Annotated in this window: 26 protein-coding genes and 1 tRNA gene; 8 read left to right on the forward strand and 19 right to left on the reverse strand. The window is 66.7% G+C overall.

Annotated elements, in window-relative coordinates; translation table 11 throughout:
• Positions 1-13: 13 nt before the first annotated feature.
• The 9 genes from der to EYE42_RS10415 all read right to left on the reverse strand — a co-directional run bounded on the left by der (position 14) and on the right by EYE42_RS10415 (position 9931).
• Positions 14-1498, reverse strand: a complete 1485-nt coding sequence (der, locus tag EYE42_RS10375; RefSeq protein WP_130991258.1) for a ribosome biogenesis GTPase Der — start codon at positions 1496-1498, stop codon at positions 14-16.
• Positions 1495-2820, reverse strand: a complete 1326-nt coding sequence (locus EYE42_RS10380) for a PQQ-like beta-propeller repeat protein (protein WP_130991259.1) — start codon at positions 2818-2820, stop codon at positions 1495-1497. The genes der and EYE42_RS10380 overlap by 4 nt, the downstream gene beginning before the upstream one ends.
• Before the next feature lie 36 nt (positions 2821-2856).
• On the reverse strand, positions 2857-3525 hold the full coding sequence (locus EYE42_RS10385; protein ID WP_130991260.1) for a tetratricopeptide repeat protein: 669 nt from the start codon (positions 3523-3525) through the stop codon (positions 2857-2859).
• Positions 3526-3648: 123 nt separating this feature from the next.
• Positions 3649-4248 (reverse strand): superoxide dismutase, encoded by a 600-nt coding sequence (locus tag EYE42_RS10390; RefSeq protein ID WP_130991261.1) that lies wholly within the window; start codon positions 4246-4248, stop codon positions 3649-3651.
• 153 nt (positions 4249-4401) lie between these two features.
• Positions 4402-4920, reverse strand: coding sequence for a sarcosine oxidase subunit gamma (locus EYE42_RS10395; RefSeq protein ID WP_130991262.1), 519 nt, complete (start codon positions 4918-4920; stop codon positions 4402-4404).
• Entirely contained in the window at positions 4913-7843 is a 2931-nt protein-coding gene (locus EYE42_RS10400) for a sarcosine oxidase subunit alpha family protein (RefSeq protein ID WP_130991263.1), read from the reverse strand. Before EYE42_RS10400 ends, EYE42_RS10395 begins: the two co-directional genes overlap by 8 nt.
• On the reverse strand, positions 7840-8190 hold the full coding sequence (locus EYE42_RS10405) for a sarcosine oxidase subunit delta (RefSeq protein WP_130991264.1): 351 nt from the start codon (positions 8188-8190) through the stop codon (positions 7840-7842). Before EYE42_RS10405 ends, EYE42_RS10400 begins: the two co-directional genes overlap by 4 nt.
• 156 nt (positions 8191-8346) lie before the next feature.
• On the reverse strand, positions 8347-8577 hold the full coding sequence (locus EYE42_RS10410; RefSeq protein WP_130991265.1) for a flagellar basal body-associated FliL family protein: 231 nt from the start codon (positions 8575-8577) through the stop codon (positions 8347-8349).
• Positions 8578-8668: 91 nt separating this feature from the next.
• Entirely contained in the window at positions 8669-9931 is a 1263-nt protein-coding gene (locus EYE42_RS10415; RefSeq protein WP_130991266.1) for a sarcosine oxidase subunit beta family protein, read from the reverse strand.
• Between the two features lie 146 nt (positions 9932-10077).
• Here EYE42_RS10415 and ccmI point away from each other — a divergent pair, with 146 nt between their 5' ends.
• The 6 genes from ccmI to plsY all read left to right on the forward strand — a co-directional run bounded on the left by ccmI (position 10078) and on the right by plsY (position 14804).
• On the forward strand, positions 10078-11295 hold the full coding sequence (ccmI, locus tag EYE42_RS10420) for a c-type cytochrome biogenesis protein CcmI (protein ID WP_130991267.1): 1218 nt from the start codon (positions 10078-10080) through the stop codon (positions 11293-11295).
• A complete protein-coding gene (gene ruvX, locus EYE42_RS10425; protein ID WP_130991268.1) occupies positions 11292-11762 on the forward strand; it encodes a Holliday junction resolvase RuvX in 471 nt (156 codons plus the stop codon). Before ccmI ends, ruvX begins: the two co-directional genes overlap by 4 nt.
• Entirely contained in the window at positions 11759-11926 is a 168-nt protein-coding gene (locus tag EYE42_RS10430; protein ID WP_130991269.1) for a DUF1289 domain-containing protein, read from the forward strand. The genes ruvX and EYE42_RS10430 overlap by 4 nt, the downstream gene beginning before the upstream one ends.
• Before the next feature lie 66 nt (positions 11927-11992).
• Positions 11993-12955, forward strand: coding sequence for an aspartate carbamoyltransferase catalytic subunit (locus EYE42_RS10435; RefSeq protein WP_130991270.1), 963 nt, complete (start codon positions 11993-11995; stop codon positions 12953-12955).
• Positions 12952-14226, forward strand: coding sequence for a dihydroorotase (pyrC, locus tag EYE42_RS10440; protein ID WP_130991271.1), 1275 nt, complete (start codon positions 12952-12954; stop codon positions 14224-14226). The genes EYE42_RS10435 and pyrC overlap by 4 nt, the downstream gene beginning before the upstream one ends.
• Positions 14223-14804, forward strand: coding sequence for a glycerol-3-phosphate 1-O-acyltransferase PlsY (plsY, locus tag EYE42_RS10445; RefSeq protein WP_130991272.1), 582 nt, complete (start codon positions 14223-14225; stop codon positions 14802-14804). Before pyrC ends, plsY begins: the two co-directional genes overlap by 4 nt.
• On the opposite strand, the gene EYE42_RS10450 is transcribed toward plsY, so the two are convergent.
• Both EYE42_RS10450 and EYE42_RS10455 read right to left on the reverse strand, forming a co-directional pair.
• Positions 14801-15835: an SGNH/GDSL hydrolase family protein gene (locus tag EYE42_RS10450; RefSeq protein WP_130991273.1), complete on the reverse strand. Its 1035-nt coding sequence runs from the start codon at positions 15833-15835 to the stop codon at positions 14801-14803. The two genes, plsY and EYE42_RS10450, sit on opposite strands and share 4 nt — an antisense overlap.
• 96 nt (positions 15836-15931) lie before the next feature.
• Positions 15932-16303, reverse strand: coding sequence for a hypothetical protein (locus EYE42_RS10455; protein ID WP_130991274.1), 372 nt, complete (start codon positions 16301-16303; stop codon positions 15932-15934).
• 243 nt (positions 16304-16546) lie between these two features.
• Between EYE42_RS10455 and EYE42_RS16345 the strand changes: the two genes are divergently transcribed.
• Complete coding sequence (locus EYE42_RS16345; protein WP_130991275.1) at positions 16547-17605, forward strand: glycerophosphodiester phosphodiesterase family protein; 1059 nt, start codon at positions 16547-16549, stop codon at positions 17603-17605.
• A gap of 47 nt (positions 17606-17652) precedes the next feature.
• Here EYE42_RS16345 and EYE42_RS10465 read toward each other — a convergent pair whose 3' ends face one another.
• From EYE42_RS10465 to EYE42_RS10500, 8 genes are all read right to left on the reverse strand, one after another.
• Entirely contained in the window at positions 17653-19023 is a 1371-nt protein-coding gene (locus tag EYE42_RS10465) for a glutamate--cysteine ligase (protein WP_130991276.1), read from the reverse strand.
• Positions 19024-19092: 69 nt separating this feature from the next.
• The gene (locus EYE42_RS10470; protein WP_130991277.1) at positions 19093-19602 is read right to left on the reverse strand and encodes a hypothetical protein; all 510 of its coding nucleotides are present in this window, start codon (positions 19600-19602) and stop codon (positions 19093-19095) included.
• Positions 19596-20030, reverse strand: a complete 435-nt coding sequence (locus EYE42_RS10475; protein ID WP_130991278.1) for a molybdenum cofactor biosynthesis protein MoaE — start codon at positions 20028-20030, stop codon at positions 19596-19598. Before EYE42_RS10475 ends, EYE42_RS10470 begins: the two co-directional genes overlap by 7 nt.
• Before the next feature lie 5 nt (positions 20031-20035).
• Positions 20036-20287 (reverse strand): molybdopterin converting factor subunit 1, encoded by a 252-nt coding sequence (moaD, locus tag EYE42_RS10480; RefSeq protein ID WP_130991279.1) that lies wholly within the window; start codon positions 20285-20287, stop codon positions 20036-20038.
• Entirely contained in the window at positions 20277-20909 is a 633-nt protein-coding gene (gene pgsA, locus EYE42_RS10485) for a CDP-diacylglycerol--glycerol-3-phosphate 3-phosphatidyltransferase (RefSeq protein ID WP_130991280.1), read from the reverse strand. The genes moaD and pgsA overlap by 11 nt, the downstream gene beginning before the upstream one ends.
• A gap of 59 nt (positions 20910-20968) precedes the next feature.
• Complete coding sequence (uvrC, locus tag EYE42_RS10490; RefSeq protein ID WP_130991281.1) at positions 20969-22816, reverse strand: excinuclease ABC subunit UvrC; 1848 nt, start codon at positions 22814-22816, stop codon at positions 20969-20971.
• An 895-nt stretch (positions 22817-23711) separates the two neighbouring features.
• A complete protein-coding gene (locus EYE42_RS10495) occupies positions 23712-24521 on the reverse strand; it encodes a S49 family peptidase (protein WP_130991282.1) in 810 nt (269 codons plus the stop codon).
• Between the two features lie 39 nt (positions 24522-24560).
• Positions 24561-25580: a LacI family DNA-binding transcriptional regulator gene (locus EYE42_RS10500; protein WP_130991283.1), complete on the reverse strand. Its 1020-nt coding sequence runs from the start codon at positions 25578-25580 to the stop codon at positions 24561-24563.
• Positions 25581-25677: 97 nt separating this feature from the next.
• Between EYE42_RS10500 and EYE42_RS10505 the strand changes: the two genes are divergently transcribed.
• Positions 25678-25754: transfer RNA gene (locus tag EYE42_RS10505), tRNA-Arg, on the forward strand.
• The last annotated feature ends 251 nt before the right edge of the window (positions 25755-26005 follow it).

The raw sequence follows: 26005 nt of genomic DNA on the forward strand, positions 1-26005 counted from the left end.
TGCGCGCCGTGCCTCAGGCGTCCTTGGGTTTCTGCCGGTTCCTGTGTTTGGACAGCGCGCCCGACTGATTGATTTTCTTGGCCTTTTCCTTGAAGGGATTGTCGCCCCCCTGGTCGCGGAAGAACAGCCGGATCGGCGTGCCGGGCAGATCGAAATCGGTCCGCAGCCCATTGACCAGATACCGCTGATAGCTGTCGGGAAGCTTGTCCGTATGGGTCGCTTTGACGATGAAGGCAGGCGGCCGGGTCTTGACCTGCGTCATGTAGCGCAGGCGGATGCGGCGGCCGCCCGGGGCGGGGGGCGGATGGCTTTCGGTCATCGCCCCAAGCCATTGGTTCAGCCGCGCCGTGGAAATGCGGCGGTTCCAGACCTCGTGTGCCTTGAGGATCGCGGCGTGCAACCGGTCCAGCCCCTTGCCCGTGCGGGCCGAAACGGTCACCAGCGGCGCGCCTTTCAGTTGCGGCAGCAGCTTTTCGAAATTGGCGCGAAGGTCGTTCAGCTTGTGGGGCTTGTCGTCCTCGAGATCCCATTTGTTGGCGGCTACGACGACTGCCCGGCCCTCGGTTTCCGCAAAATCGGCGATGCGCAGATCCTGCTGCTCGAACGGGATCGCCACGTCCAGCAGCACGACCACCACCTCGGCAAACCGGACCGCACGCAATCCGTCGGCGACCGACAGCTTTTCGACCTTGTCCGTGACCTTGGCGCGCTTGCGCATCCCGGCGGTGTCGAAGATGCGCATGGGCGTGCCCATGAATTCCGTGCTGACGCTGATCGAATCGCGGGTGATCCCGGCCTCGGGTCCGGTCAGCAGGCGATCCTCGCCGATGATCTTGTTGATCAGCGTGGACTTGCCTGCGTTCGGGCGTCCGATCACCGCCAGTTGCAGCGGGCGGGCGGCAGACGGGCGCCAGTCCTCGGCCCCTGCGCCGGTTTCGGCATCCTCGTCGGACAGATCCACATCGGTTTCGGCGGCGATAGGGGAAGGCCGCTCGGCCTCGATCCGGTCGGACAGGGGCACCAGGGCGCGGTAAAGATCGTCCATCCCTTCGCCATGTTCGGCCGAGATTCGCAGCGGCTCGCCCAGACCCAGGCCCCAGGCCTCCATCGCGCCGGATTCGCCCGCCCGACCCTCGGCCTTGTTGGCGGCGACGATCACATGTTTCGCACGCTTGCGCAGGATGTCCGCGAAATATTCGTCCGCCGCCGTGACGCCCACACGGGCGTCGATGACGAACAGGCAGACATCGGCCTCGTCCACGGCGCGTTCGGTCAGGCGGCGCATCCGGCCTTGCAGACTGTCGTCATCGGCCATTTCCAGACCGGCGCTGTCGATCACGACAAACCGCAGGTCGCCCAGCCGCGCCGCACCTTCGCGCAGGTCGCGGGTCACGCCCGGCTGGTCATCGACCAAGGCCAGCTTCTTGCCGACAAGACGGTTGAACAAGGTCGATTTGCCGACATTGGGCCGACCCACGATGGCGAGGGTAAAGCTCATCGGAAGGCGTGCAACTGACCGCTGCGCGAGACGACATAGATCGTCTGGCCCGCGACGGCGGGGGCGGCTGCGGCCCCGCCGGGGATTGCGGCCTGCCCGACCAGGCTGCCGGAATTGGGATCGAACACCCGCATCAGGCCATCGGTTGAAACGACGAACAGCCGTCCCCCGGCCAGCACCGGGCCGAAATGGGCGTGGATGCGATCCTGCCTGCGGACGCGTTCGGTGGTGTAATAGGGCAGAGCCACGCGCCAGATGACCCCGCCCGTCGCGGCATCCAGCCGGATCAGCTCGGCCTGGTCGTTGACGGCAAAGACCGACCCGCCCGCCACCACGACCGGACTGTTGGCCCCGTCGCGCGCCGACCACGCCTCAAGCCCGCTGTCCAGTTCCACGGCATTGATGCGTCCCGATGAGGTGCCGCCATAAACCATGCCGCCCGCGATCACCGGATCGCCCGTCACATCGCGGATATTGGCGATGGCGCGGCCGATCCGAGTGCCCGCGATCTGCGCGGTCCACAAGGTCGCCCCGCTGTCCCGGTCCGCCGCCAACAACTGCCCAGACGCGAAAGGAAAGACCACGGTACTGCCCTGAACGGCCGGAACGGACACCCCCATCACCCCCGCGGTCGAGGGCGTGCCCGATGTCTGCCACAGCACCTTGCCATCGGACGCACGCACGGCCCAGCCAAGGTCGTTGCGGGCCAGCACATAGACCACGCCGTTCTGCACCGCCGGGCCGCCGCCGATCGGCGCATCGACCCGCTGGCGCCACAGGATGCCGCCCGAGCCTGCGTCAAGCGCCACAAGTTCGCCAAAGCCGCTGGTGGCATAGATCCGCCCCGCCTCGTAGGCGAGGCCGCCGCCCGACACGCTGTCGCGGCCCTCCAGTGCGGGGGCGATATCGGCGGTCCAGGCGGTCGCACCTCCGGTGGTGGTCGCCGTCACGCGGCTGCGGCTGTCCAGCGTATAGATCAATCCTCCGCCCACCACCGGATCGGCGCTGATGCGGTGGCGCTTGCCGTTGCCTTCGCCGATGGTGGCGGTCCAGACGCGCGTGGTGCCCGCCCCCAGGACAGGATGGCCGGGCTGATGCGCCGCATTGCCGGCGCGATGGGTCCATTCGGCATTGGCCTGCGGCGTCATAAGCCGCAGCGCGGTGGAACTGACGGGCGCAGGACCCTCGATGGCCGGACCGTCGGGCGAGGTCACGGCCATTGGGTCCAGCCGCTGCCCCGGCAGGATCGTGTCGCGGTCGCCGCAGGCCGTCAGGCCAAAGGTGGCCGCCAGGGCCAGGGTCAGTCGCAGCGTGGCGGTCATCCTCGCCTCTTTCATGGTTGGTCAGGGCCTGCGGGATCAGCCTGCGGGCGCAGTCTCGGCGGGGTCGGGTTCGACGCCCAGGGCGATCATCATCTCGGACAGGCGTTGGCGCAAGGGTTCGGTCAGGCCGGCCTTGCCCTGGATCTGGCGGATCAGGGTCACGGCGTCGTCAGACCGGTTCGCTCCGACCAGGGCGATGGCCTTCTGTTCCAGAGCCAGCAGTTCGAACGGCGCGCCGGGGCGCGACAGGCGCGACAAAATCTCGTCGCGCCGCGCAGGGTCCATGGCCTCGCCCTCGATCATCACCAGCTTCAGTTCGGCCAGATCGTGAAGAACGGTGCCGGCCGCGTCATTGCCCGCCACGTTGCGCAGCGCATCCGCCGCTGCCTCGGCATTGCCATTCTTGCTCCAGACCGAGGCGGCCAGCATTGCGGCCAGGATACGCCGGGATTCGGCCCCTTGCGGATCGACGGCCAAGATCGCCGCCGGATCGCCCGATGCCTGGGCCGTCAGCACCGCATCGCCCCAGGCCTGCGCCCGGGCCTCGGCCTGCGCCTGAGTGTATTCGCGCCAAACCACCCCCGCGACGATGCCCAAAACCACCAAGCCCGCGACCCAGCCCCAGCGGCGAAACAGCCGGAACAGCCGTTCGCGGCGCAGATCGTCAAAGACCTCGTCGATGAAAGTGTCGTTCTGGTTGGCCATGCCTGTATTCCGCACTGTCTTGCGAGATGTCTTATACCGCTATGGCGCGGAAAGCCAATGCCGCCGTGCGCAACGAAAAAGGCCCGGCGTGGTCGCCGGGCCGTGCCCATTGGAAAGCCGCGCTTACATCCGCGAGGCGACGTTTTCCCAGTTCACCAGATTGTTGAGGAAGTTTTCCAGGTATTTCGGCCGTGCGTTGCGGAAGTCGATATAATAGCTGTGTTCCCACACGTCGCAGCCCAGCAGCGCGGTCTGGCCATGGCACAGCGGGTTCACGCCGTTTTCGGTCTTGGTCACTTCCAGACCGCCGCCCGCAGTCTTGACAAGCCAGACCCAGCCCGATCCGAACTGGCCGACGCCGCCTTCGGTGAATTTCTTCTTGAATTCATCCACCGAGCCGAACGAGTCGGTGACGGCCCTTTCCAGTTCCGACGGCATGGAGACGGGCTTGGGCGCCATCATTTCCCAGAACTGGGCGTGGTTCCAGTGCTGGCTGGCATTGTTGAAGATGCCGTTCTGCGCGACCGCGCCTTTCTGGTAGGTTCCCTTGACGATATCCTCAAGCGCCTTGCCTTCCCACTCGGTGCCGGCGACCAGTTCGTTCAGCTTGTCCACATAGGCCTTGTGGTGCTTGTCATGGTGGTATTCCAGCGTTTCCCTGGACATGCCGCCTTCGGCCAGCGCGTCATGCGCATAGGGAAGATTGGGAAGCGTGAAAGCCATTTTCTGTCCTTTCTGAAGGGGTTTAGCCGTTGCCGGACGCACAGTCCCGCATTCGCCAGATCAACGCAAGGGGTACAAGGGCGGTTCCTGCGGCAAAGGCCCGTGGTTCTGGTGACCCTAAGGTTCGGCATGATATCTGGGTCCAGATGACAATCAACGCGGAGCCAACTGGCTGCCGGGAATGGCCGCGTTTTCCAGGATCAGACGCAGGTAATCGGCGGTGGACCGAAAGCCGATCAGGCGAAAGCCACCGGGGATGCGCCACAGGGCCGCCGCCGTCTGCGCCGCACGGCTGCGGCGCAACCCGTCGGGCGGCAGGTTGGCCAGATCGACGGGCATCAGCTTGCCGATCACGTCGTCCGCATGGGGGCCGGTCACGTCGAACACCATGCGGGCATCAGAAACATCCGCAACCAGTGCGTGCTCGCCCGCCAACGCGTCCGTCAGCACCGTGATCGCGTCGTCGCGTTCGGCAACCGGCAGGATCAGCAACAGTTCGTCGGGCGACATCCAGCCAAGGGCGCGGCTGCCATCGGTCGCGATGCGGGTCATGTCGGGAACCGACAGACCCGCTGCCTCGGCGATGGCCTCGGCCGCGCGCGACAGGTCGGCGCGGATGGTGATCATGCCCAAGCCTTCGACAGGGGCGATTTGAGCCAGGGCTTCAGCCATTCACACGCGCTCCTTCCTTGTCGTAAAAGACCGGATCGACGATCCGTGCCTTCATCACCTCGCCCGAAGGCATCGGAAATTCCAGCACCTGCCCCATCCGCGCCGGGCCGTGGCGCACCAGGCCCATGGCGATGGGGCGTTCCAGCGTCGGCGAGTGATAGCTGGAGGTGACCCGGCCCTGAGTCTTGCGCTGGCCGTTCGCGTTCACCCCCGGTTCCACCGCATAGGCGCCGTCGGGCAGCACGCGCCCATCCAGGCTCTCCAGCCCGACCAATTGCCAGCGGCCGCCGTCGCGCATGAAGCTGCGGGCCTGCGCGCGCTTGCCGATATAGTCGGCCTTCTTCTTCGAGATCGCCCAGTCCAGGCCCAGATCCTGCGGAATCACCGTCCCGTCGGTTTCATCCCCAATCATGACAAAGCCCTTTTCGGCGCGCATCACATGCATCGCCTCGGTCCCGTAGGGGGTGACCCCCAGGTCGCGGCCCAGGTCGTGCAGCTTTTCCCACAACTCTAGCCCGCGATTGGCCGGGACGGCGATTTCATAGCTAAGTTCGCCCGAAAAGCTGATCCGATAGACGCGCGCGCGAATGCCCGCCAGATCGCCCTCGGCCCAGGTCATGAAGGGCAGCGCCTGCTGGCCCAGGTCGATGGTGCCGGGCAGGCGTTGCAGCAATTCGCGCGCCCTGGGACCGGCGACGGCGATCTGGGCATACTGTTCGGTCAGGTTGGCGGTATAGACCTGCCAGTCCCACCATTCGCATTGCAGCCAGTCCTCCATGTGGCCATGGATCCGGTCGGCCCCGCCGGTGGTGGTGTGGCACAGCCAGGTGTCGTCCGACAGGCGCGCGACGACTCCGTCGTCCATCAAAAAGCCGTTTTCGTTGCACATCAGGCCATAGCGGCATTTGCCGACCGGCAGCGTGGACATCATGTTGGTATACATCATGTCCAGGAACCGCCCCGCGTCCGGTCCCTTGACGACGATCTTGCCCAGGGTCGAGGCGTCCAGCGTGCCGACCCCGTTCCGCACCGCCAGAATCTCTCGCGTGACGGCCGCGTGCCGGTCCTCGCCCCCGCGGGGATAGCTGTAGGGACGCCGCCAGTGGCCCACGGGTTCGAAGGCCGCGCCGTTGCGGGCGTGCCAGTCGTGCATCGGCGTCTTGCGCAGCGGCTGGAAGGCGTCGCCCCTGGCCTCGGCGGCGATGGTGCCCAGGGTCAGGGGCGAATAAGGCGGGCGGAAGGTCGTGGTGCCGGTGGCCTGGATCGGTTGGTCCAGTGCCGCAGACAGAATCGCCAGGCCATTGATGTTGCTGACCTTGCCCTGGTCGGTGGCCATGCCCAGAGTGGTGTACCGCTTGGCATGTTCGACGCTGGCATAGCCTTCGCGCGCGGCCAGTTCGACATCCGTGACCTTTACGTCGTTCTGGAAATCCAGCCACATCTTGGCGCGCAGCCTGTATGGTGCGCGCTGCGGCATCACCCAGACGGGCATCGGCGCACCCTCGGTCCGCTCCAAATCGCCAGCGCAGCGCAGATCGCCGTTCGCCGCGCCAGCGACAGTCGCCATGCCCTGCCCGTCCGCGCCCAGGGGCGGGCGGTCGGGATCGGGGCGGAACATCGCCTCGGCCTCGTCCCAGATCAGCTTGCCGCCGCAATGGCTGTAAAGGTGGACGACCGGGGACCAGCCGCCCGACATCGCCACGACGTCACAATCCAGCGTGCCGGTCACGCGTCCATCGCCCGCCTGGTCGCAGAGCGCCACGCCCTCGACATGGGGGCCGCCCTTGACCTTGGCGATGGCCTTGCCGGTCATTACCGGAATGTTCGCCGCCCGGACCGCCTGCGGCAGGTCGCCCGCGGGACGCAGGCGGGCGTCGATGACGGCCACCACCTCCAGCCCCGCACGTTGGGCGGTCAGCGCCGTGCGATAGGCGTCGTCGTTGTTTGTGACGACGACGATCCGCTGGCCGGGCGCAACACCATAATCGGTGATGAAGTCGCGCACCGCCGATGCCAGCATCACCCCCGGCACGTCGTTGCAGGCAAAGGACAGCGGGCGTTCCAGCGCGCCGGTGGCCGTGATGACGTGGCCCGCGCGGATGCGCCACAGCCGCTGACGCGGGATGCCCTGGTTCGGGTCGTGGTCGGCCAGCGTCTCGCGCGCCAGCAGATAGCCGTGGTCGTAAAGCCCCGTGGCCATACAGTTGCGGCGCAGGGTGACGGTGTCGCGCCCGCGCAGGTCGGCCAGCAGGGCGTCGATGGCGGCCTGCCCGCCGTCGTGATCGGTGGGCGTGCGCCCGCCCCAGACCGGGTTCTGTTCCAGCACGATCACGCGCCCACCCTTGTCCGCCGCATCGCGCGCCGCCGTCAGTCCGGCGATGCCGCCGCCCACGACCACCGTGTCGGCAAAGGCATAGGCCTGTTCATAGCGGTCCGGATCGGGATCGACTGGCGCCCGGCCCAGGCCCGCGCTGCGCCGGATGATGGGTTCGAACACATGCTTCCAGAAGGGGCGCGGGTGGATGAAGGTCTTGTAATAAAAACCGGCCGGCAGCAGCGGCGACAGCCAGTTGTTGATGGCCCCCATGTCGGCGTCCAGCGACGGCCAGCAGTTCTGGCTGCGCAGCACCATGCCCGGGACCAGCGCCGTGGTGCTGGCCCGCTGGTTGGGTTCGAACCGGCCTGCCTGGCCCAGGCCGAACAGGGCGTTCGGCTCCTCGGCGCCCGAGGCAAGGGGGCCGCGCGGGCGGTGATACTTGAAGGACCGGCCCATCAGCATCTGGCCGTTGGCCAGCAGTGCGGATGCCAGCGTGTCGCCCTGAACCCCGCGCAGATGGCGGCCGTCGAAGCGGAAGGCCAACTGATAGGCGCGGTCGATCAGCCGGCCGCCCTTGGACAAGCGGAAGGGGGGCGTATGGCTCATCCGACCACCGCCTCGGATGCCTGGGGCCAGTCGGGCACCCATTCGGGACGGGCTTGGCGCGCATTGCCGACGATGTCGTCCGTGGCATGGGGCGTCTGGGCCCTGTAGGTGCCAAAGACCTGCATGGTCTGCGTGTCGCGTGCGGCCAGAAACCACTTGCCGCAGCCATAGGCATGGCGCCAGCGTTCGAAATGCACGCCCTTGATATTCTTGCGGGCAAACAGATAGCCCTCGAATTCCTCGGCGGTGCCGGCGGGACCGATGCGTTTCAGATGCGCCTCGCCACCGGGGGCCAGCTCGGTTTCTTCGGCTTGGACGCCGCAATAGGGGCAAGTCAGGGTCAGCATGGCGCGCTCATGGCTGGGAAACGAACAGCGAAAACCACCCGCGCCCGAAAGGGGCGGGTGGTCTGGAGGGAAAGGCCGGGGGCAGACTGCCCCCGAACCCCTGCGGATATTTCCGTGAACAAAGAAACCTGCCGGACGATGCCGGCCGGACAGGAATCAGTTGGCCGGTGCCGGGGTTGCCGGCGCGGCAGGCTCGACCTCGACCGCGTCGTCAACGGCGGGATCGGGCGTGGTCGTCGTTGCCGGAGCGGTCGTGGTCGCGTCGGCGGGCACGGTCGCATCGGCTGCGGGATCGTCGCCGCCCGACATGAAGAAGAACAACAGTGCCACCACGACGACAATGGCGCCGATGATGAGGTAAAGACGGTTGCTGTTGGGTTCGGCCATGATGTGTCCTTTCGGTCAACCCTTTGACAGCCGCATAATGAGACGGATCGCCCGCAGGTTCCAGAGATTTTCGGGTCGGCCTGGCGCATGGCTAGTGTGCCACGCCGGCGGCAACCGATTCGTCGACGAAACGCCCCTCGCGGAAACGGTTCAGGCCGAAGGCTGCGGCCAGCGGCCCGGGCCGGCCATTGGCCACCAGTTCGGCCATGGCCCAGCCCGAGCCGGGAATCGCCTTGAAGCCGCCCGTGCCCCAGCCGCAGTTGACGAAGATGCCCCCGACCGGAGTTGCCGACAGGATGGGCGAGCGGTCGCCGGTCATGTCCACGATCCCCCCCCATTGCCGCAGCATCTTGAGCCGCGAGATCATCGGAAAGGTCTCGATCAGGGCGCGCACCGTTTCCTCGATGTGATGCCACGATCCGCGTTGCGTAAAGGCGTTATAGCTGTCGGTGCCGCCGCCGATCACCATCTCGCCCTTGTCGGACTGGCTCATGTAGCCGTGCACGGTATTGGCCATCACCACCACATCCATGCAGGGCTTGATCGGCTCGCTGACGATGGCCTGCAGGGGCACGCTTTCGATGGGCAGGCGGAACCCCGCCATCTCCGCCAACTGGCTGGAATGTCCCGCGACCACCAGCGCCAGCTTGTCGCAGGCGATGCGGCCGCGGGCTGTATTGACCGCCTGGACCTGGCCGTTCGCGGTCTCGATCCCCGTGACCTCGCAGTTCTGGATGACGTGCATGCCCATGTCGCTGCACGCCCGAGCATAGCCCCAGGCCACCGCGTCGTGCCGCGCCGTGCCGCCCCGCGCCTGGTAAAGCCCGCCCAGCACCGGATAGCGCGGTCCCTCGATGTTGATGATCGGCACCAGTTGCTTGACCCGTTCGGGTTCGATCCATTCGGTCGCGACGCCCTGCAGGGTATTGGCATAGACCGTGCGCTTGTAGCCCCTGACCTCGTGTTCGGTCTGGGCCAGCATGATCAGGCCGCGCGGGCTGAACATGACGTTGTAGTTCAGATCCTGTGACAGGTTTTCATACAGCTTCAGCGCCTTGTCATAGATCGCCGCCGAAGGATCTTGCAGATAGTTCGACCGGATGATGGTGGTGTTGCGTCCGGTGTTGCCGCCGCCCAGCCAGCCTTTCTCGATCACCGCGACATCGGTGATGCCGAAGTTCTTGCCCAGGTAATAGGCCGTGGCCAGCCCGTGCCCGCCCGCGCCCACGATCACGACCTTGTAGCGGTCGCGTGGTTCCGGGCTGGCCCAGGCCCGGGTCCATCCCTGGTGCTGGCCCATGGCCTGACGCGCGATGGCAAAGATGGAGTAGCGGCCGGAACGCTGTATCGGCATGAGAGATCCCTGGTGAATCGTCCGCAGAATGGCGGCCCCGGCCCGCGGGCTCAAGCCCGGTTGCGGCGGATCACACCAAAATGCGACAGGGTGGCGCTTTCCGCGGGGGCGAAATCGCCCTAGAAGCAGGCGAACGGAGGGTTTCGATGTTCTGGATCATTTGCGCTGCCACCATTCTGATCGTGGGCCTTGCCATTGTCGCGCCCATCCTGCGCACGCGCGGCCAGACCGAGCCCGCCGCGGCCTTCGACCTGCGCGTCTATCGCGACCAGTTGCGCGAGGTCGAGCGCGATCTGGAGCGCAGGGTGATCGGCCCCGAGGATGCAGACCGACTGCGCGCCGAGATCGGGCGCAAGGTGCTGGACGCCGACCGCCGCCTGTCGCAGTCCCGTGCCATGATCCGGGGCGGGGGCCGGGCACTGGCCATCGGCGTTCTGACAGCCCTGCTGATCGGGGCGGTGGCGCTGTATCTGCGCCAGGGGGCGCCGGGCCGTGACGATCTGCCCATCGGCCAGCGTATCGCCCAGGCACAGACCGCATATGAAAGCCGCCCCAGCCAGGCCGAGGCCGAAGCCGAGGCCGCCGCGATGCCCCGTCCCCCCGCCCAGCCCGTGCCCGAAGATTTCCAGGCGCTGATCGAACAACTCCGCGAGGCCGTGGCCCGCAATCCCGACGATCCCCGCGGCCTTGCCCTGCTGGCCACCAACGAGATGCGGCTTGGCAATGCCGCCGCCGCCCGCACCGCCCAGCAGCGCCTGGTCGACGTGCAGGGCGACGCGGCCTCGGCCGACGATCTAGTCCGCCTCTCGGCCCTGATGACCGAGGCTGCTGGCGGCCTCATCACCCCCGAGGCCGAGGCCGTGCTGGCCCGCGCCCTCGCGGCCGATCCCGCCCATCCGCAGGGGCGTTACCTGCTGGGGCTGCTGCAATTGCAGAACGGCCGGCCCGACCGGGCCTTTCCGATCTGGCGCAGCCTGCTGGAGCAAGGCCCTGCCGACGCCCCGTGGATGGCCCCCATCGGCGCTGCCATCCGCGACCTGGCCTGGCTGGCCGGACAGCCCGATTATGTTCCCCCCGGCCCGATGCCAGGCCCCGATGCCGATGCCCTGGCCGCGGCCGAGGGCATGACGCCCGAGGAGCGTCAGGACATGATCACCGGCATGGTTTCGCAACTGGAAGCGCGCCTTTCCCAGCAGGGCGGCACGCCCGAGGAATGGGCCCGGCTGATTTCATCCCTGGTGGTGATCGGCAATGCCGACCATGCCCGCATGATCTGGACCGAGGCGCAGAGCCGTTTTGCCTCGTCTCCCGAGGCGTTGGACACCGTGCGTCAGGCCGCCATCTCGGCGGGGCTTGCCGAATGATCCATGCCGAGATTGCCGATTTCGCCGCCGCCCTGCCCCCGGTCGGCGCGATCGCGGGGCTGGATCTGGGCACCAAGACCATCGGCGTGGCGGTCAGCGACGGGCTGCGGCAGGTGGCATCGCCCCTGACCGTGATCCGGCGGCAGAAATTCACGCTGGACGCGGCCGAACTGCTGGCCATTGCCCGCGACCGGGTGCTGGTGGGGCTGATTCTGGGCCTGCCGCGCAACATGGACGGCAGCGAGGGTCCGCGCGCGCAATCCACACGCGCCTTTGCCCGCAACCTGGAACGGCTGACCGACCTGACCATCGGCTTCTGGGATGAACGCCTGTCCACCGTCGCCGCCGAGCGCGCCCTGCTCGAGGCCGATACCTCGCGCAAGCGCCGGGCCGAGGTGATCGACCAGGTGGCGGCGGGTTATATCCTGCAAGGTGCGCTGGACCGGCTGCGCTATCTGGCGCGATGATCCGATCACCCTGCATCAAGGTCTGTGCGATCGACCCCGCATCCGGCCTTTGCGCCGGGTGTTGGCGAACCTTGGACGAGATCGCAGACTGGGCCAGCCTCACGCCCGAGGCACGGCGTCGGATCATGGACGATCTGCCCGCGCGTGCGGCACGGCCGGGCTGATCCGGCGCGCTTGCCGCCCCCTGCGCCATCTGCGATAGAACGCCCGACCCGATCACGAGGCCGTCAATGACCTTTCGCGCCCGCCACCTGCTTGGCATCGACCACCTGTCCCCGCCCGAGATCGTCACGCTTCTGGATCTGGCCGAGGATTACGTTGCCCTGAACCGCCGCACGGTAAAGCACGCCGATGCGCTGGCAGGGATGACCCAGATCAACATGTTCTTCGAGAACTCGACCCGAACGCAGGCCAGCTTCGAACTGGCGGGCAAGCGGCTGGGGGCGGACGTGATGAACATGGCCGTGGCGCATTCGTCGGTGAAAAAGGGCGAGACGCTGATCGACACGGCCCTGACCCTGAACGCCATGCAGCCCGACCTGCTGGTGGTGCGCCATCCGCAATCGGGGGCGGTGAACCTGCTGGCGGACAAGGTGAACTGCGCCGTCATCAACGCGGGCGATGGGCGACACGAACACCCGACCCAGGCCCTGCTGGACGCGCTGACCATCCGCCGCGCCAAGGGCCGCCTGCACCGGTTGACCATCGCCATCTGCGGCGACATCGCCAACAGCCGCGTGGCCCGGTCGAACCTTCTGCTGCTGGGCAAGATGGAAAACCGCCTGCGCCTGGTCGGCCCCGCGACGCTGATGCCCGCCGGCGCCGGAGAGATGGGGGTCGAGCTGTTCGAGGACATGCGCGCGGGGCTGCGCGGCGCCGACGTGGTGATGATGCTGCGCCTGCAGAAGGAACGCATGGACGGCGGCTTCATCCCGTCGGAACGCGAATATTTCCACCGCTTCGGGCTGGACGCCGAAAAGCTGGCCTGCGCCGCGCCCGACGCCATCGTCATGCATCCCGGCCCGATGAACCGCGGGGTCGAGATCGACGGCACCATCGCCGACGACATCAACCGGTCCGTGATCCAGGATCAGGTGGAGATGGGCGTCGCGGTGCGCATGGCCGCCCTTGACCTGCTGGCGCGGAACCTGCGCGCCGAACGGGGCCGCGCGGCGGCGGGGGTGATGGTGTGACCGCAACCCTGTTCATCAACGCCCGCCTGATCGACCCCGAGGCGCAGACGGATGCCCCCGGCAGCCTGCTGGTCCGCGACAGTGTTATCGAAGGCATCGACGCCGAGGCACCCGAAGGTGCGGCGGTCATCGACTGCAACGGCCGCGCGCTGGCGCCCGGCCTGATCGACTGGGGCGTCAAGATCGGCGAGCCGGGCGAGCGTCACAAGGAATCCTTCCGCAGCGCCGGTTTGGCGGCCGCGGCGGGGGGCGTGACCACCATCGTCGCCCGCCCCGACACCATGCCGCCGATCGACACGCCGGAATCGCTGGAATTCGTCACCCGCCGCGCCGCCGACGCGCCCGTGAACATCCGCCACATGGCCGCCCTGACCAAGGCCCGCGAGGGCCGCGAGATGGTCGAGATCGGGTTTCTGACCGACGCAGGCGCGGTGGCCTTTACGGATGGCGTGCGGCAGGTCACGGATACGCGAATTCTGTCGCGCTGCATGACCTATGCGCGGGGGCTTGGCGCGCTGATCGTGGGCCATCCCCAGGACGCGGGCCTGTCGCGCGGGGCTGCGGCGACCAGCGGCAAGTTCGCCTCGATCTACGGCATCCCCGCCGTGTCGCCCATGGCCGAGGTGATCGGGCTGGACCGCGACCTGTCGCTGGTCGCGATGACCGGCTGCCGCTGGCACGCCGACCAGATCACCACGGCCCGTGCCCTGCCCGCCCTGCACCGCGCGCGGGATGCGGGGCTGGACGTGACGGCGGGGATTTCGATCCACCACCTGACGCTGAACGAATTCGATGTCGGCGATTACCGCACCTTTTTCCGCTTTACCCCGCCCCTGCGGTCCGAAGATGACCGGCAGGCCATGGTGCAGGCGGTGGCGGACGGGGTGATCGACGTGATCGCCAGCTTTCACACCCCGCAGGACGAGGAATCCAAGCGCCTGCCCTTCGAGGCCGCCGCCCCCGGCGCGGTCGGCCTGCAGACGCTGCTGCCCGCAGCCATGCGGCTTTACCATCAGGGCGGGCTGACCCTGCCGCAGCTTTGGCGGGCCATGTCGCTGAACCCCGCGAAACGGCTGGGCCTGCCGGGGGGCCGCCTGTCCGTGGGCGCGCCGGCCGACCTGGTGCTGTTCGATCCCGACGCGCCCTTCGTCCTGGATCGTTTCACCCTGCTGTCGAAATCCAAGAACACCCCCTTCGACGGCGCCCGGATGGAGGGCCGAGTCCTGGGCACCTGGGTCGGCGGCCGCCGCGTCTTCGGAGGCCACGCATGATCCTGATCCTGTGGACCGTCTTCGGCTATCTTCTGGGATCGATCCCCTTTGGGCTGGTGATCGCCCGCGCCCTGGGGCTGGGGGATTTGCGCAAGATCGGGTCGGGCAATATCGGCGCGACCAATGTACTGCGCACCGGCAACAAGCCTGCCGCTCTGGCGACCCTGTTGCTGGATTCCGGCAAGGGCGCCATCGCCGTGCTGGTGGCCCGCCATTTCGGCGGCGACACGGCGGCAATGCTGGCGGGGGGGGCGGCCTTTCTGGGCCACTGCTTTCCGATCTGGCTGGGATTTCGGGGCGGCAAGGGGGTTGCGACCTTTCTGGGCACGCTGATCGCGCTGCACTGGCCGCTGGGCCTGATCGCCTGTGCGGTCTGGCTACTGACGGCAGCCATCAGCCGCATCAGCAGCCTGTCGGCCCTTCTGGCGGCCGCGCTGGCTCCGGTGTTTTCATGGGGGATGGGCCGGGGCGATCTGATCGCCGTCAGCCTGTTCATGGCGGTGCTGATCTTTGTTCGTCACCGCGCCAACATCGCCCGGCTGCTGGACGGATCGGAACCCCGGATCGGCCGGCGCTAGGCGCGCCGGCGCCGCAGGACCGCGACCGCCCCCAATCCCGTCAACAGCAGGGGCAGGCTGCCCGCCAGCGGGATCGGCGCCAGATCCGCCTCGATCCTTTCCAGCGCGGCCTGCCCGAACCGTGCATGAGCCACGAGGTTGGGATGAACTGCGTCAAAGAACAGCCATGACAGGGATTGGTCGTCGGTGCAGACCGGCGCCTGACCCAGGGCACCCGCCACCGCAGGATCGGGAAACAGGCAGGGGAGGGTCGTGTTTCCATAGCCAAAGGCGGCTGGGTTCGCGAGGATGCCGTTCAACTGCCCGAAGATGTCCAGGTCGATGACGTTCAGCCCGCCCGCCTGAAGGCCGGCAATATTGGCCGCCAGCCGCGCATTGTAGGCCGAGGTGGCCGCGCTTGCCAGAAACCGGGCCTGTGGCTGGAACAGCGCAAAGGCGGGCGTCGCGCCAAGATCGGGCAGGTTGGCGATCAGGAAATCGCGCACGCCCTGGGTACCCAGGACATTGGCGGTCTCCGCGACCGCGTCTGCGGCCCGGATCGCGGCAGTCAGGGTGTTGGCGATCGGATCGGGACTGGCAAGCCCGGCAAAGATGTCATTCGCCCCTATCAGGATCGAAACCAGCGGTCGCGATCCGAAGCTGGCCGAGGCGCCCGACAGTTGCTGGCGCTGCAACGCCAGGCCTGGCGTGGGATCGCCGGGAACGGCCGGCTCGGCAGCCTCTGCCCCGCCATAGGCAAGGTTGCCGGCAGGGCGGCCGGCGGCCTCGAACTCGGCCGCGATGTATTCCGCAAAGGTCCGGCCGTTGGAAAAGCGCGGCACATCGCCTGGCGCATAATAGGCCGCCTGCCCCGCCACGGGGGAAATCGGCGCACCGGGATGGCCTGCGGCAAAGCCCGCCAGCGGCAGGTTGCCGTCATCGGTCAGGCTGTCGCCCAAGGCCCAGAAGCTGGTAAAGGCATCGGTCACCACCGATGCCTGTGCCGCCAGCGGTGCCGCGATGACGGCGATGGTCAAAAGAAGCCTGCGCATGATCCCCCCAAAGGTCGCCTGCGAGAGGCTAGACGCACAGGAGGGCCGGAAACAATCCCAAAGTTCCTGCCCGCGCGGCGGTCCGCGATATGCCGCCTAGCGTTCGGCGACAAGGGCCTTGCCACCGGGGCGCAGGGGACGGTCAGCACCCTGGGTCGAGGCTGCGGACTCGGGCTGGCGTGTCGCATCGCGCAGCGACTGGGCGGTGAACACGCGCGCCGGGGCCGGGCCGGGCTGGATGGACACCCTTTGCAACGCCTCGACCCCGCGCCGGGCAGTGATCGCAAGCGAAAGCAGCGCCAGGCAGATCCCCGACAGCAGGATCAGCGCCACGATCCCCAGAAGCCCAAGAAACACCGGCAGCGGCGGCACCCCCTGGGCCTGGCCGACCTGCGTGACGATCGCGCCGATCAGCGCCGCCACGCCCACTGCAAAGACCGCGCCGACGATCCGCTGCACCCAAACCATCGCATCCGCCTTCATCGCTGCCCCCGTTGCGGTTTGCCCCTGCCCTGCCACCGGGAGGAGCGCCGCGCAAGCCGGCACGGTTTCATATTGTCGTGCGGTCTGCGGAACGTCCCGGCGTCGGGTCGATTTCAACAAAATAGAGCATAACTGTCGCACAAGCGTTAACCAATCTTACCACGATGCGCCGGCGGCGTGCCCGATGGCAGCAGCCTGCATTCACAGTGACAGATCAGGAAAACTCTTATGACCATGCGTTTCGCCGCCGTTGCGGCCCTTTCCGCATTCGCCGCCGTTTCCCCAGCCCATGCCGCCACCTGGAACACCCTGACGGGCGAGGCGCCGGTCGTCGTGGCCCATCGCGGCGCCAGCGGCTATCTGCCCGAGGAGACCCTGGGCAGCTATGAACTGGCGATCCAGTTGGGGGCCGATTACATCGAACCCGACGTGCAGATGACAAGCGACGGCGAACTGGTCGCCATGCACGACGCGACGCTGACCCGCACCACCAATGTGGCCGACCTGTTCGCGCCGCGCAACGACGGCTATCGGGTCGGCGATTTCACCCTGGCCGAAATCAAGCAGTTGACCGTCAAGCCCACCGGGGCGCTGTCGCGGCCCGATTCGACCTATCCCGGTTTCACCCCCAGCATGGCCGATCCCTACACGGTTCCGACGCTGGACGAGGTGCTGGGGTTTCTCAAGGACTTCAACACCGCAAACGGCACGTCCGTCGGCGTCTATCCCGAATCGAAGCACCCGTTCGACAGCGAAAAGAACGGCAAGATCATCGCCTCGTTGAAGAACAACGGCTTCACCGCCGCCGCCGACAAGGTGATCCTGCAATCCTTTGCCCACCAGACGATCAGTGACCTGACCAGCCTGCTGGACACGAACGGCATGGAGGCCGAGGTGGCTCAACTGGGCTCGGTCCGCCTGGAGGACGGTGTTTACGGCGTCAACGGCACCGATGGCTTCAACACGCTGGAAACCATCGCTGGCGTGGCGACCGGCGTGGGCGTCGGCTATACCGGCATCACCGAAGCGTTCATCCAGGCCGCCCACGGGTTCGGACTGACGGTCCATGCCTATACCTTCCGCCCGCAGACGGAAGAGGAAGCCTTTTCCATGATCCAGCCGCTGCTGGACTGGGGTCTGGACGGTTTCTTCACCGACTATACCGATCTCGGCCGCACGGTGGTCGATGCCCAGCAGCCCGCGCCCGTGCCGCTGCCGGCTGCCGCGCCGCTGCTGCTGGCGGGGCTTGGCGGTCTGGCGCTGCTGCGCCGCCGCAAGTCCGCCTGACCGCCTGACCTGACCGCCTCGACAGGCGCCGGCATGTCCGGCGCCTGTCAGTAGGAATATTCGCGATAGATCGGGGTCAGGTCGCCGCCCCATTCGCCGTGATATTTGTCAAGCAACTCATCGGCGGGCACCTTGCCGGTATCCACGCTTTCCTTCAGCGCGTTGAGAAAATGCGTCTCGTCCGGCACGAGGCCACCGGCCCCGGCGCGGGCGCGGTTCTTCAGGCCCGCTTCGGCGATCTCCAGCACAGTGCGGGCCAGATCATGCATCCGCATCCCGTTCACCTGTGCGTCCAGCGCGTGAATTCCGGCCTCGCGGCGCCATCCTTCGCGCGTCTCATTGTCCCAGTCCTTGACCAGATCCCAGGCGGCATTCAGCGACGACTGGTCATAGATCAGCCCCACCCACAGCGCGGGCAGCGCGCACAGGCGCCGCCAGGGCCCGCCATCGGCGCCGCGCATCTCGATGTATTTCTTGACGCGGGCCTCGGGGAACACGGTGGTCATGTGGTCGGCCCAGTCCGACAGGGTCGGCACCTCGCCCGGCAGGGCGGGCAGGCGGCCGTCCAGAAAATCGCGAAAGCTCTGGCCCAGGGCGTCGATGTATGTCCCGTCGCGATAGACGAAATACATCGGCACGTTCAGGACGTAATCGACCCAGGCCTCGTATCCGAAACCCTCCTGGAACACGAAGGGCAGCATTCCCGTGCGCGCGGCGTCCAGATTCTGCCAGATATGCGCCCGCCAGCTTTTCCAGCCGTTCGGCTTGCCGTCCAGGAAAGGAGAATTGGCAAACAGCGCATTGGCCACCGGTTGCAGCGACAGGGCCACGCGCATCTTCTGCACCATGTCGGCTTCGCTGGCGAAATCCAAGTTCACCTGCACGGTGCAGGTGCGATACATCATCTGCGTTCCCAGCGTGCCGACCCGGCCCATGTAATCGGTCATCAGGCGATATCTGCCCTTGGGCATCATCGGCATCTGATCCTGGCCCCAGATCGGCGCGGCGCCCAGGCCGATGAAGCCTGCGCCAATACGATCAGCGACCTCCTGCACTTCGGCCAGATGCTGGTTCACCTCGTCGCAGGTCTGGTGGATGGTTTCCAGCGGCGCGCCAGACAGTTCCAACTGCCCGCCGGGTTCCAGGCTGATATTGGCGCCGTTGCGTTCCAGCCCGATCAGTTTGTCCTGTTCCATGACCGGCGCCCAGCCAAAGCGTTCCTGCAGGCCCGCCAGCATGGCGTGAACCGAACAGGCGCCGTCATAGGGCAGCGGCAGCAGGCTGGCCTTGTCATAGCCGAATTTCTCGTGCTCGGTGCCGATGCGCCAGTCCTCGCGCGGCTTTTCGCCCGATGCGATATAGGCGGCAAGCTGGTCGCGGCTTTCGATCGGGCCTCCGCCCTGTTGTGGTATCGACATGAGGCGGGGCCTTTCGAAGCGTGTTTGCCGGCCACAGGTGACGCGCGGCGGGGGCCAAGTCAACCCGCCTCAACCCGCCCTCCGCCAAACGGTGCGCACGGCCTCGGGCTGGTCTGCCACATGTGCAAGCGCGGTGGACACTGCGCCCATGTCGAGGCCCGGCAGCGCGGTAAAGGCATGGGCCAGCGACTCGGACCCGGCGGCATCCACGGGAACCAGGAGGGCCTCTCCGGCAGTGTTGCGCAGGCGCCAATGGCCCTGGCCTTTCAGTTGCACCAGACGGATTTCGACCAGATCGCGCAGGGCGATTTCCCCGCCCAGGACGGCTGCGCCATAATAGCGGATGGCGCCCTCATCCACCTCGACCAGACCGGGGGCGCCGATCCGGCGGCGGAACGGCAGCCTGCGGACCGCGCCGATCATCAGGGACAGGCCGACCAGCAGGACAAGGCCGCCCACGGCAGCAAAGAACCAGCCGCCGCGCAGAGCCAGCCACAGCCCGGCCAGCAGGATCGCAGCGGCGATCAGCACCTCGGACCAGCGGGCAGCATGGGCGCGCAACTCCGGGCGGGTCACCATCGCGACAGGGCATCCTCGTCGCTGGCCCTGGCATCGACCCAGCGGGCGGCGCCATCCCGGCCGATTTCGCGTTTCCAGAACGGCGCGCGGGATTTCAGCCAGTCCATCAGGTAATCGGCAGCCTGAAAGGCCGCGTGGCGGTGGCGGGCGGCGGTGGCGACCATCATGATCGGCTCACCCACGGCCAGCCGCCCGTGGCGATGAAGGATGCGCCAGTCCGTCAGGCCAAAGCGGTCCGCCGCCTGCAGGCCGTAATCGGACAGGGCGCGTTCGGTCATACCGGGGTAATGCTCAATCTCCAGCGCGGCCATGGCTCCGGTATCGTCGCGCACGATGCCCGTGAAGGTGACGACGGCCCCCGCACCGGCGCCGAAACCCGCCAATTCGGCCGCGAGGTCAAAGGACGCCGTCTGCACGCGGGCCGACATCGCAGTCAGCCCCCGGTCATCGGCGGGAAGAACGCAACCTCTCGGGCGCCGGACAGGGAGGCGTCAAGGTCGGCAAGCTGCTGATCCACGGCGCAGCGGATGGCCGTCAGGTCGGCGAATGCCGCCGCGTGCCAGTCGTCGCGCGACGACAGGTCGGCGATCAGGTCGCGGACGGTTTCCGCAGCCGTGTCGATCCGTTCGCGCGGCTGGCCGATGCGTTCGCGCAACCAGGCGAAATACAGCACCTCAAGCGTCATGGCCGGGCTCGCGCAGATAGGGGCGCGCCTTGACGAAGTAATCCCAGCCGGTCCAGGCTGTCAGCACCGCCGCGATCCAGATCAGCAGCAGCCCCGCCTGCGTCGCCAGATCCGCCCAGGACGACGACCATGGCAAGGCCGTTTCGCCCACGCGGGGCGGAAGGCCATGTTCGACATAGGCCAGCCCCGTGCCCAGGAACAGGACCGAGATGGCGACCATCTGCGTGGTGGTCTTCCATTTGGCCAGCTTCGTGACCTTCAGCAGGCGGGCATTCGATCCCAGGAACTCGCGCAGGCCCGACACGAAGACCTCGCGGAACAGGATCAGGGTGGCGGGCAGGATCAGCCAGGGGTTCATGCCGGAATAGCCGGTGATGACCACGATCGCGATCACCACCATCGCCTTGTCCGCGATGGGGTCCATGGCGGCGCCGAACCGGCTCTCCTGCTGCCAGCTTCGGGCCAGATAGCCGTCGATCCAGTCGGTGACGGCGGCGATCATGAACAGCGCCAGCGCCGCCCAGTCCGCAAAGGGGCGGCTGAAATACAGAAACATCAGCGGCACGGCTGGCGCCGCGATCAGCCGAAGCAGGGTCAGGATATTGGGAACGGTCCAGCGCATGGTGGCAAGCTAGTGCGTGCCGCAGCCATTGGAAAGGGGCGGCACGCCGAAATGGCGCGTCAGCCCCGCGCATTGAAATGATCGTGGACCTTCTGCGCCATGGCCGCCGAGATACCCTCGACCGCCTGCAGATCCGTCAGTCCGGCCCGGCTGACCGCCTTGGCGCTGCCGAAATGGGCCAGCAGGGCGCGCTTGCGGGACGCGCCAATGCCCGCGATCTCGTCCAGGGGATTTGCCATGACGGCCTTGGCACGCTTGGCGCGGTGGGTGCCGATCGCCCAGCGATGCGCCTCGTCGCGCAGGCGCTGGATGAAATACAGAACCGGGTCGTTCATGCGCAGCGCAAAGGGCGGGCGGCCGGGGCGGTGGAATTCCTCCTTGCCCTGGTCGCGGTCGATGCCCTTGGCGACGCCAACGACCGGAATATCCTCGACTCCCAGTTCGGCCAGAATTCCCTCGACCGCCGAGACCTGCCCTGCGCCGCCGTCGATCAGCAGAAGATCGGGCCAGGCCTCGGACTGGCGGTCGGGGTCTTCCTTCAGCAGCCGGACGAAACGGCGGCCCAGCATTTCCTTCATCATGCCGAAGTCGTCGCCCGGCGTGATCTCGGTCCCCTTGATGTTGAACTTGCGATACTGGCTTTTGAGAAAGCCTTCCGGTCCCGCCACGATCATGCCGCCCACGGCATTGGTGCCCATGATGTGGCTGTTGTCATAGACCTCGATCCGCCGGGGCGGGGCTGGCAGGTCGAAGGCCTCGCCCAGGCCCTCCAGCAGACGCAGTTGGGTGGCGCTTTCGGACATGCGGCGGGCCAGGCTTTCGCGGGCGTTGCGCAGCGCGTTTTCCACCAGTTCGAATTTCTCGCCCTGTCGCGGCACGCCGGTAAGGATACGCCGCCCGGCCCGTTCCGACAGCACCTGCTGGGTCAGATCCGGTTCGTCGGGCAGGTGTGACAGCAGGATCAGCCGGGGCGGCGGCTTGTCGTCGTAAAATTGCAGCAGAAAGGCCTGCATCACCTCGGCGGGGGATTCCACGCCACCCAAGCGGGGATAGAAATCGCGGTTCCCCCAGCTCTGGTTGCCGCGGATGAAGAACACCTGCACGCAGGCCTGGCCGCCGTCCATGTGCAGGGCGACGATGTCGGCCTCGGCCACGCGCCGGGGGTTGATGGCCTGGACGGATTGCACGGCGGTCAGCGCCTTGATCCGGTCGCGCAGGGCGGCGGCGCGTTCGTATTCCATGTTCTCGGCCGCCGCCGCCATGTCGCGGGCCAGATTGGCCTGGATGACGGTGGTCTTGCCTTGCAGAAAGCGTTCGGCGTCGGCCACAAGCGCGTTGTAATCCTCGGCAGACACACGCCCCACGCAGGGCGCGCTGCATCGCTTGATCTGGAACAGCAGGCAGGGGCGGGTGCGCGATTCAAAGGTCGCGTCCGTGCAGTTGCGCAGCAGGAACACCCGCTGCAACTGCGTCAGCGTGCGGTTGACCGCGCCGGCGCTGGCAAAGGGGCCGTAATAGTCGCCCTTTTCGGACTTGGCGCCGCGATGCTTCTTGATCTGGGGATAGGCGTGGGATTTCGCGACCAGAATGTTCGGGAACGACTTGTCGTCGCGCAACAGCACGTTGTAGCGCGGCTTCAACTGCTTGATGAGGTTCTGTTCCAGCAGCAGCGCCTCGGTTTCGGTGCGCGTGGTCAGGAACATCATCGAACAGGTTTCGCGGATCATCCGCGCGATCCGCGCCGAATGGCCCGAGGGCCGGGCATAGTTCGACACGCGCGCGCGCAGATCGCGCGCCTTGCCGACATAAAGAACGCCGCCTTGCGCATCCAGCATCCGATAGACGCCGGGGCTGCGGTCAAGCTGGCGCAGATAATCCTGGATCAGCGCATGGCCGGTCTTGTGCATCGTGGTTTCCGTAACGATCCGGGCTGCCTCTGGCTGCGGTTCCGTGCGGCGGATACGCCTTGGCGATCCGACAGCACATGGCAGGCACGCAAGATAAGGGCATGATGCCAAGGTTCAACCGTCGAACGCCGCTTTCTCCGACCGGCAGCCCTCGATGCGGCACCCGACGACGAAGCCCTGCCCTCAAGGCTTCTTTTGTGAACCGCCCAGCAAAGGACTTCTGCGGCCGACAGAGGCGCTGCATCAGGATTGCCGCAGGTCGCCGGGGATAAGGATCGCCGATCCGCGGTCATTGCAATCACGTCACCCGTTGAAATACCTTGCACAAGCGGGGGTTGACTTTCATGACCCTGACACCCTTGCCGCCCTTGCAAAGCTGTCCACCGCCGCTGTGGATAATCCTGTGAATGGCCTGTGAGGCAGAGGGCTTCTGTCCAGCAATCGTTACAAAAGCGTGACTTTGCCTATATAATAGGCAATCTCTTAGGCTGCTGATTGATATGGAAAAATTCCGAATCGCTGTTTGAAATCAGGAATATTGCGCACATTCAGGGTGTTGTTTAACGAATCTTACCTCTGCGCATCCGCTTGGGGACCGTCCTGCACCGAAAGCCTTGAGCGATACCTTGCAAGGCCAGATAAGCGCCAAAGACGCTTTGACTTGTTTCCGTCTGTGACCTTAAGAACCTGGAAACAGCAGGGCGGTCGTGATGGCGGTTGCACCTCCGGATTCACGAGGGCCTCTGACCATTGCGATCCGGGAGCGCCATTACCGACCCCGGTCAACGACGGCGCGATCCCGTCAGCAGCCAGGCCAGAAACCGCCGAAACCCAGGCCCGCTGACCAGGGCCAGCACAACCATCACCAGCAGGAACAGAAGAACCGCGCGAACCATCAACTGCCCGCGCCGAACCGGGCAAAGCCGGCACGCTCCTCTGCCGCGTCCCAGAACGCCTCGGCCGACAGGCCCAGGCGGCGGAACAGCGTCTGCCGGGGGGCATGGACCACAAAGCGGGTCTTGCCGCCGTAAACGGCCTTCGTGCGCGGCACCAGATGGCCGATGCCGTCGGCCAGTCCCAGATCGACCGACTGCCGACCTGCCCAGAATTCGCCCGTGAACAGGTCGCGGTCGGCAGCCAAGCGCGATCCCCGCCGTGCGATCACATGATCCTTGAAGGCGCGGTGGATCGGCTCGAGCACGTTGTGCAGACGCTCCACATCCTCGGGGCGTTCCGGGCGGAACGGATCCAGCGTGGACTTGGACCGCCCGGCTGTATGGACACGCCGTTCGATTCCCCAGCGGGCAATCAGATCCTGAAACCCGAAGCCCGCCGAGATCACCCCGATCGACCCCAGGATCGAGCTTTCGTCGGCCCAGATGTCGTCGCCCGCGCAGGCCAGCCAGTATCCGCCAGAGGCCGCCACATCCTCGACAAAGGCGTGGACGGGGATCTTCGTCTCATCCGCCAGCCGCCGGATGCGCGCGGCGATCAGCGACGACTGGACCGGCGATCCGCCCGGCGAATTGACCGACAAGGCCACGGCCACGGGCCTGCCCTTGCGAAAGGCACGTTCGATCACGGGGGCAAGCGCGGCGTCGGACAGCGACCCGCCGCGCCCGGCCATGCCGATTGCGCCATGCAGACGGACCACCGACACGCGGGGACCCTTGTTGATGAAGCGGTCGAGATAGGGAATACGCATGGCGCCAGACTTAATTGCCCCCTGCCCCCATCACAAGCGTTACAGCGCGCGAATGGTGTCGCCCGGCAGGAATGTGGGCGTCAGTGCGATCACCCGATCCTCGGGGATGGCGTCCTTGCCAGCGACAAGCCGCGCCGCACGCCGCCCGATATCGACGCGGCGCGCATCCGTGGTGGCCAGGCGAACCGGCAGCCCATCCAGCAGATCGACCCCGTTAAAACCCGCCAGCCCGATCCGGCCGGGAATATCGTAACCGGCTTCGATACAGTGCAGCAGCCCCCCGGCCCCGATCATGTCGTTCGAGAAGTACAGGAAATCCAGATCCGGCGCGCGGGTCAGAATCCGTTCGGTCAGCTCGCGCCCCTTCAGCAGCGACGATCCGCCCTGATAATATTCGCGCGCCTCCAGCGGCACCCCGGCCTCGGCCAGGCCATCCTCGAAACCCGCCAGGCGCTTGCGGGCGCGATGATCCTCGGGCATGTGGGTGCCGACAAAGCCGATCCGGCGATAGCCTGCGGCAACGATCCGCGCGGCCATCTCGCGCCCGGCGCGGCGATGGGAAATCCCCACGACAGTGTCGATGCCCTCGCCGTCCACGTCCATGATCTCGACCACGGGGATGCCCGAACTGGCCAGCATGGCCCGCGAGGCCATGCTATGTTCCAGCCCTGCCAGGATCACCCCGGACGGCCGCCAAGACAGCATGTCGTAAAGCACCATCTCCTCGCGCGCCGGGGAATAGTTCGTGACGCCGATCACCGGCTGCAGGCCGGTGTCGTCCAGTTCCGCCGAAATCCCGCCCAGCACGTCGGGAAAGACCAGGTTCGACAGCGACGGGATGACCACCGCGACCAGGTTCACCCGCTGGCTGGCCAGCCCGCCGGCGATCTTGTTGGGAACATAGCCCAGCGTCTTGGCCGCCGTCAGCACCTTTTCCCGCGTTGCCGCCGACACGTCGCCCCGGTTGCGCAGAACCCGGCTGACGGTCATCTCGGACACGCCGGATGCTTCGGACACGTCCCGCAGGGTCAGCGGGCGGCGGGGTCTGGGGACAATCATTGGGCACCACGCAGTCGCAATTTCACCGATGTTAGCGAAGGTCAGGAACCGCGACAACCTTGCCAAACGGCCGGACTGCGGTCAAAAGGGCACAAGCGGCCCCGTGGCTCAACTGGATAGAGCAGCCCCCTCCTAAGGGGCAGGTTACAGGTTCAAGTCCTGTCGGGGTCACCATCCTTTGTCGAGATAGAGAGCAAAATTCCTGAAGCCCGTCCGGCCGTCAGGGATCGACTTTCCGCATTCTGCAGGAGAACCCGGCTTGCGACCCCCCCCTGCGCAAGACAGCCTCCGGCGCGCGAGAGATCTGGTCCTCTCGCACCTCAGCCCAGGACTTTTCAGGTTGGTCCTGAAATATGCCGTCCGATGACAGGGGGCCACAAGCTGGCGGCATGGTGTAAATGTTCTTGTTTTGTTCCGATAAGGAA

It is taken from the genome of Paracoccus subflavus (assembly GCF_004310345.1).
GTDB classification, from domain to species: Bacteria; Pseudomonadota; Alphaproteobacteria; order Rhodobacterales; family Rhodobacteraceae; genus Paracoccus; species Paracoccus subflavus.

Bases quoted from the DNA above. Each gene is read 5' to 3' on its own strand.
- uvrC (WP_130991281.1), bottom strand. From the start codon at position 22,816: ATGCACAAGACCGGCCATGCGCTGATCCAGGATTATCTGCGCCAGCTT.
- EYE42_RS10435 (WP_130991270.1), top strand. From the start codon at position 11,993: ATGACCTTTCGCGCCCGCCACCTGCTTGGCATCGACCACCTGTCCCCG.
- EYE42_RS16345 (WP_130991275.1), top strand. From the start codon at position 16,547: ATGACCATGCGTTTCGCCGCCGTTGCGGCCCTTTCCGCATTCGCCGCC.
- EYE42_RS10385 (WP_130991260.1), bottom strand. From the start codon at position 3,525: ATGGCCAACCAGAACGACACTTTCATCGACGAGGTCTTTGACGATCTG.
- EYE42_RS10450 (WP_130991273.1), bottom strand. From the start codon at position 15,835: ATGCGCAGGCTTCTTTTGACCATCGCCGTCATCGCGGCACCGCTGGCG.
- EYE42_RS10400 (WP_130991263.1), bottom strand. From the start codon at position 7,843: ATGAGCCATACGCCCCCCTTCCGCTTGTCCAAGGGCGGCCGGCTGATC.
- der (WP_130991258.1), bottom strand. From the start codon at position 1,498: ATGAGCTTTACCCTCGCCATCGTGGGTCGGCCCAATGTCGGCAAATCG.
- ccmI (WP_130991267.1), top strand. From the start codon at position 10,078: ATGTTCTGGATCATTTGCGCTGCCACCATTCTGATCGTGGGCCTTGCC.
- EYE42_RS10390 (WP_130991261.1), bottom strand. From the start codon at position 4,248: ATGGCTTTCACGCTTCCCAATCTTCCCTATGCGCATGACGCGCTGGCC.
- moaD (WP_130991279.1), bottom strand. From the start codon at position 20,287: ATGACGCTTGAGGTGCTGTATTTCGCCTGGTTGCGCGAACGCATCGGC.
- EYE42_RS10405 (WP_130991264.1), bottom strand. From the start codon at position 8,190: ATGCTGACCCTGACTTGCCCCTATTGCGGCGTCCAAGCCGAAGAAACC.
- EYE42_RS10455 (WP_130991274.1), bottom strand. From the start codon at position 16,303: ATGGTTTGGGTGCAGCGGATCGTCGGCGCGGTCTTTGCAGTGGGCGTG.
- EYE42_RS10410 (WP_130991265.1), bottom strand. From the start codon at position 8,577: ATGGCCGAACCCAACAGCAACCGTCTTTACCTCATCATCGGCGCCATT.
- EYE42_RS10380 (WP_130991259.1), bottom strand. From the start codon at position 2,820: ATGACCGCCACGCTGCGACTGACCCTGGCCCTGGCGGCCACCTTTGGC.
- EYE42_RS10415 (WP_130991266.1), bottom strand. From the start codon at position 9,931: ATGCCGATACAGCGTTCCGGCCGCTACTCCATCTTTGCCATCGCGCGT.
- EYE42_RS10475 (WP_130991278.1), bottom strand. From the start codon at position 20,030: ATGTCGGCCCGCGTGCAGACGGCGTCCTTTGACCTCGCGGCCGAATTG.
- plsY (WP_130991272.1), top strand. From the start codon at position 14,223: ATGATCCTGATCCTGTGGACCGTCTTCGGCTATCTTCTGGGATCGATC.
- EYE42_RS10500 (WP_130991283.1), bottom strand. From the start codon at position 25,580: ATGATTGTCCCCAGACCCCGCCGCCCGCTGACCCTGCGGGACGTGTCC.
- pgsA (WP_130991280.1), bottom strand. From the start codon at position 20,909: ATGCGCTGGACCGTTCCCAATATCCTGACCCTGCTTCGGCTGATCGCG.
- ruvX (WP_130991268.1), top strand. From the start codon at position 11,292: ATGATCCATGCCGAGATTGCCGATTTCGCCGCCGCCCTGCCCCCGGTC.
- EYE42_RS10495 (WP_130991282.1), bottom strand. From the start codon at position 24,521: ATGCGTATTCCCTATCTCGACCGCTTCATCAACAAGGGTCCCCGCGTG.
- EYE42_RS10430 (WP_130991269.1), top strand. From the start codon at position 11,759: ATGATCCGATCACCCTGCATCAAGGTCTGTGCGATCGACCCCGCATCC.
- EYE42_RS10470 (WP_130991277.1), bottom strand. From the start codon at position 19,602: ATGGTGACCCGCCCGGAGTTGCGCGCCCATGCTGCCCGCTGGTCCGAG.
- EYE42_RS10395 (WP_130991262.1), bottom strand. From the start codon at position 4,920: ATGGCTGAAGCCCTGGCTCAAATCGCCCCTGTCGAAGGCTTGGGCATG.
- EYE42_RS10465 (WP_130991276.1), bottom strand. From the start codon at position 19,023: ATGTCGATACCACAACAGGGCGGAGGCCCGATCGAAAGCCGCGACCAG.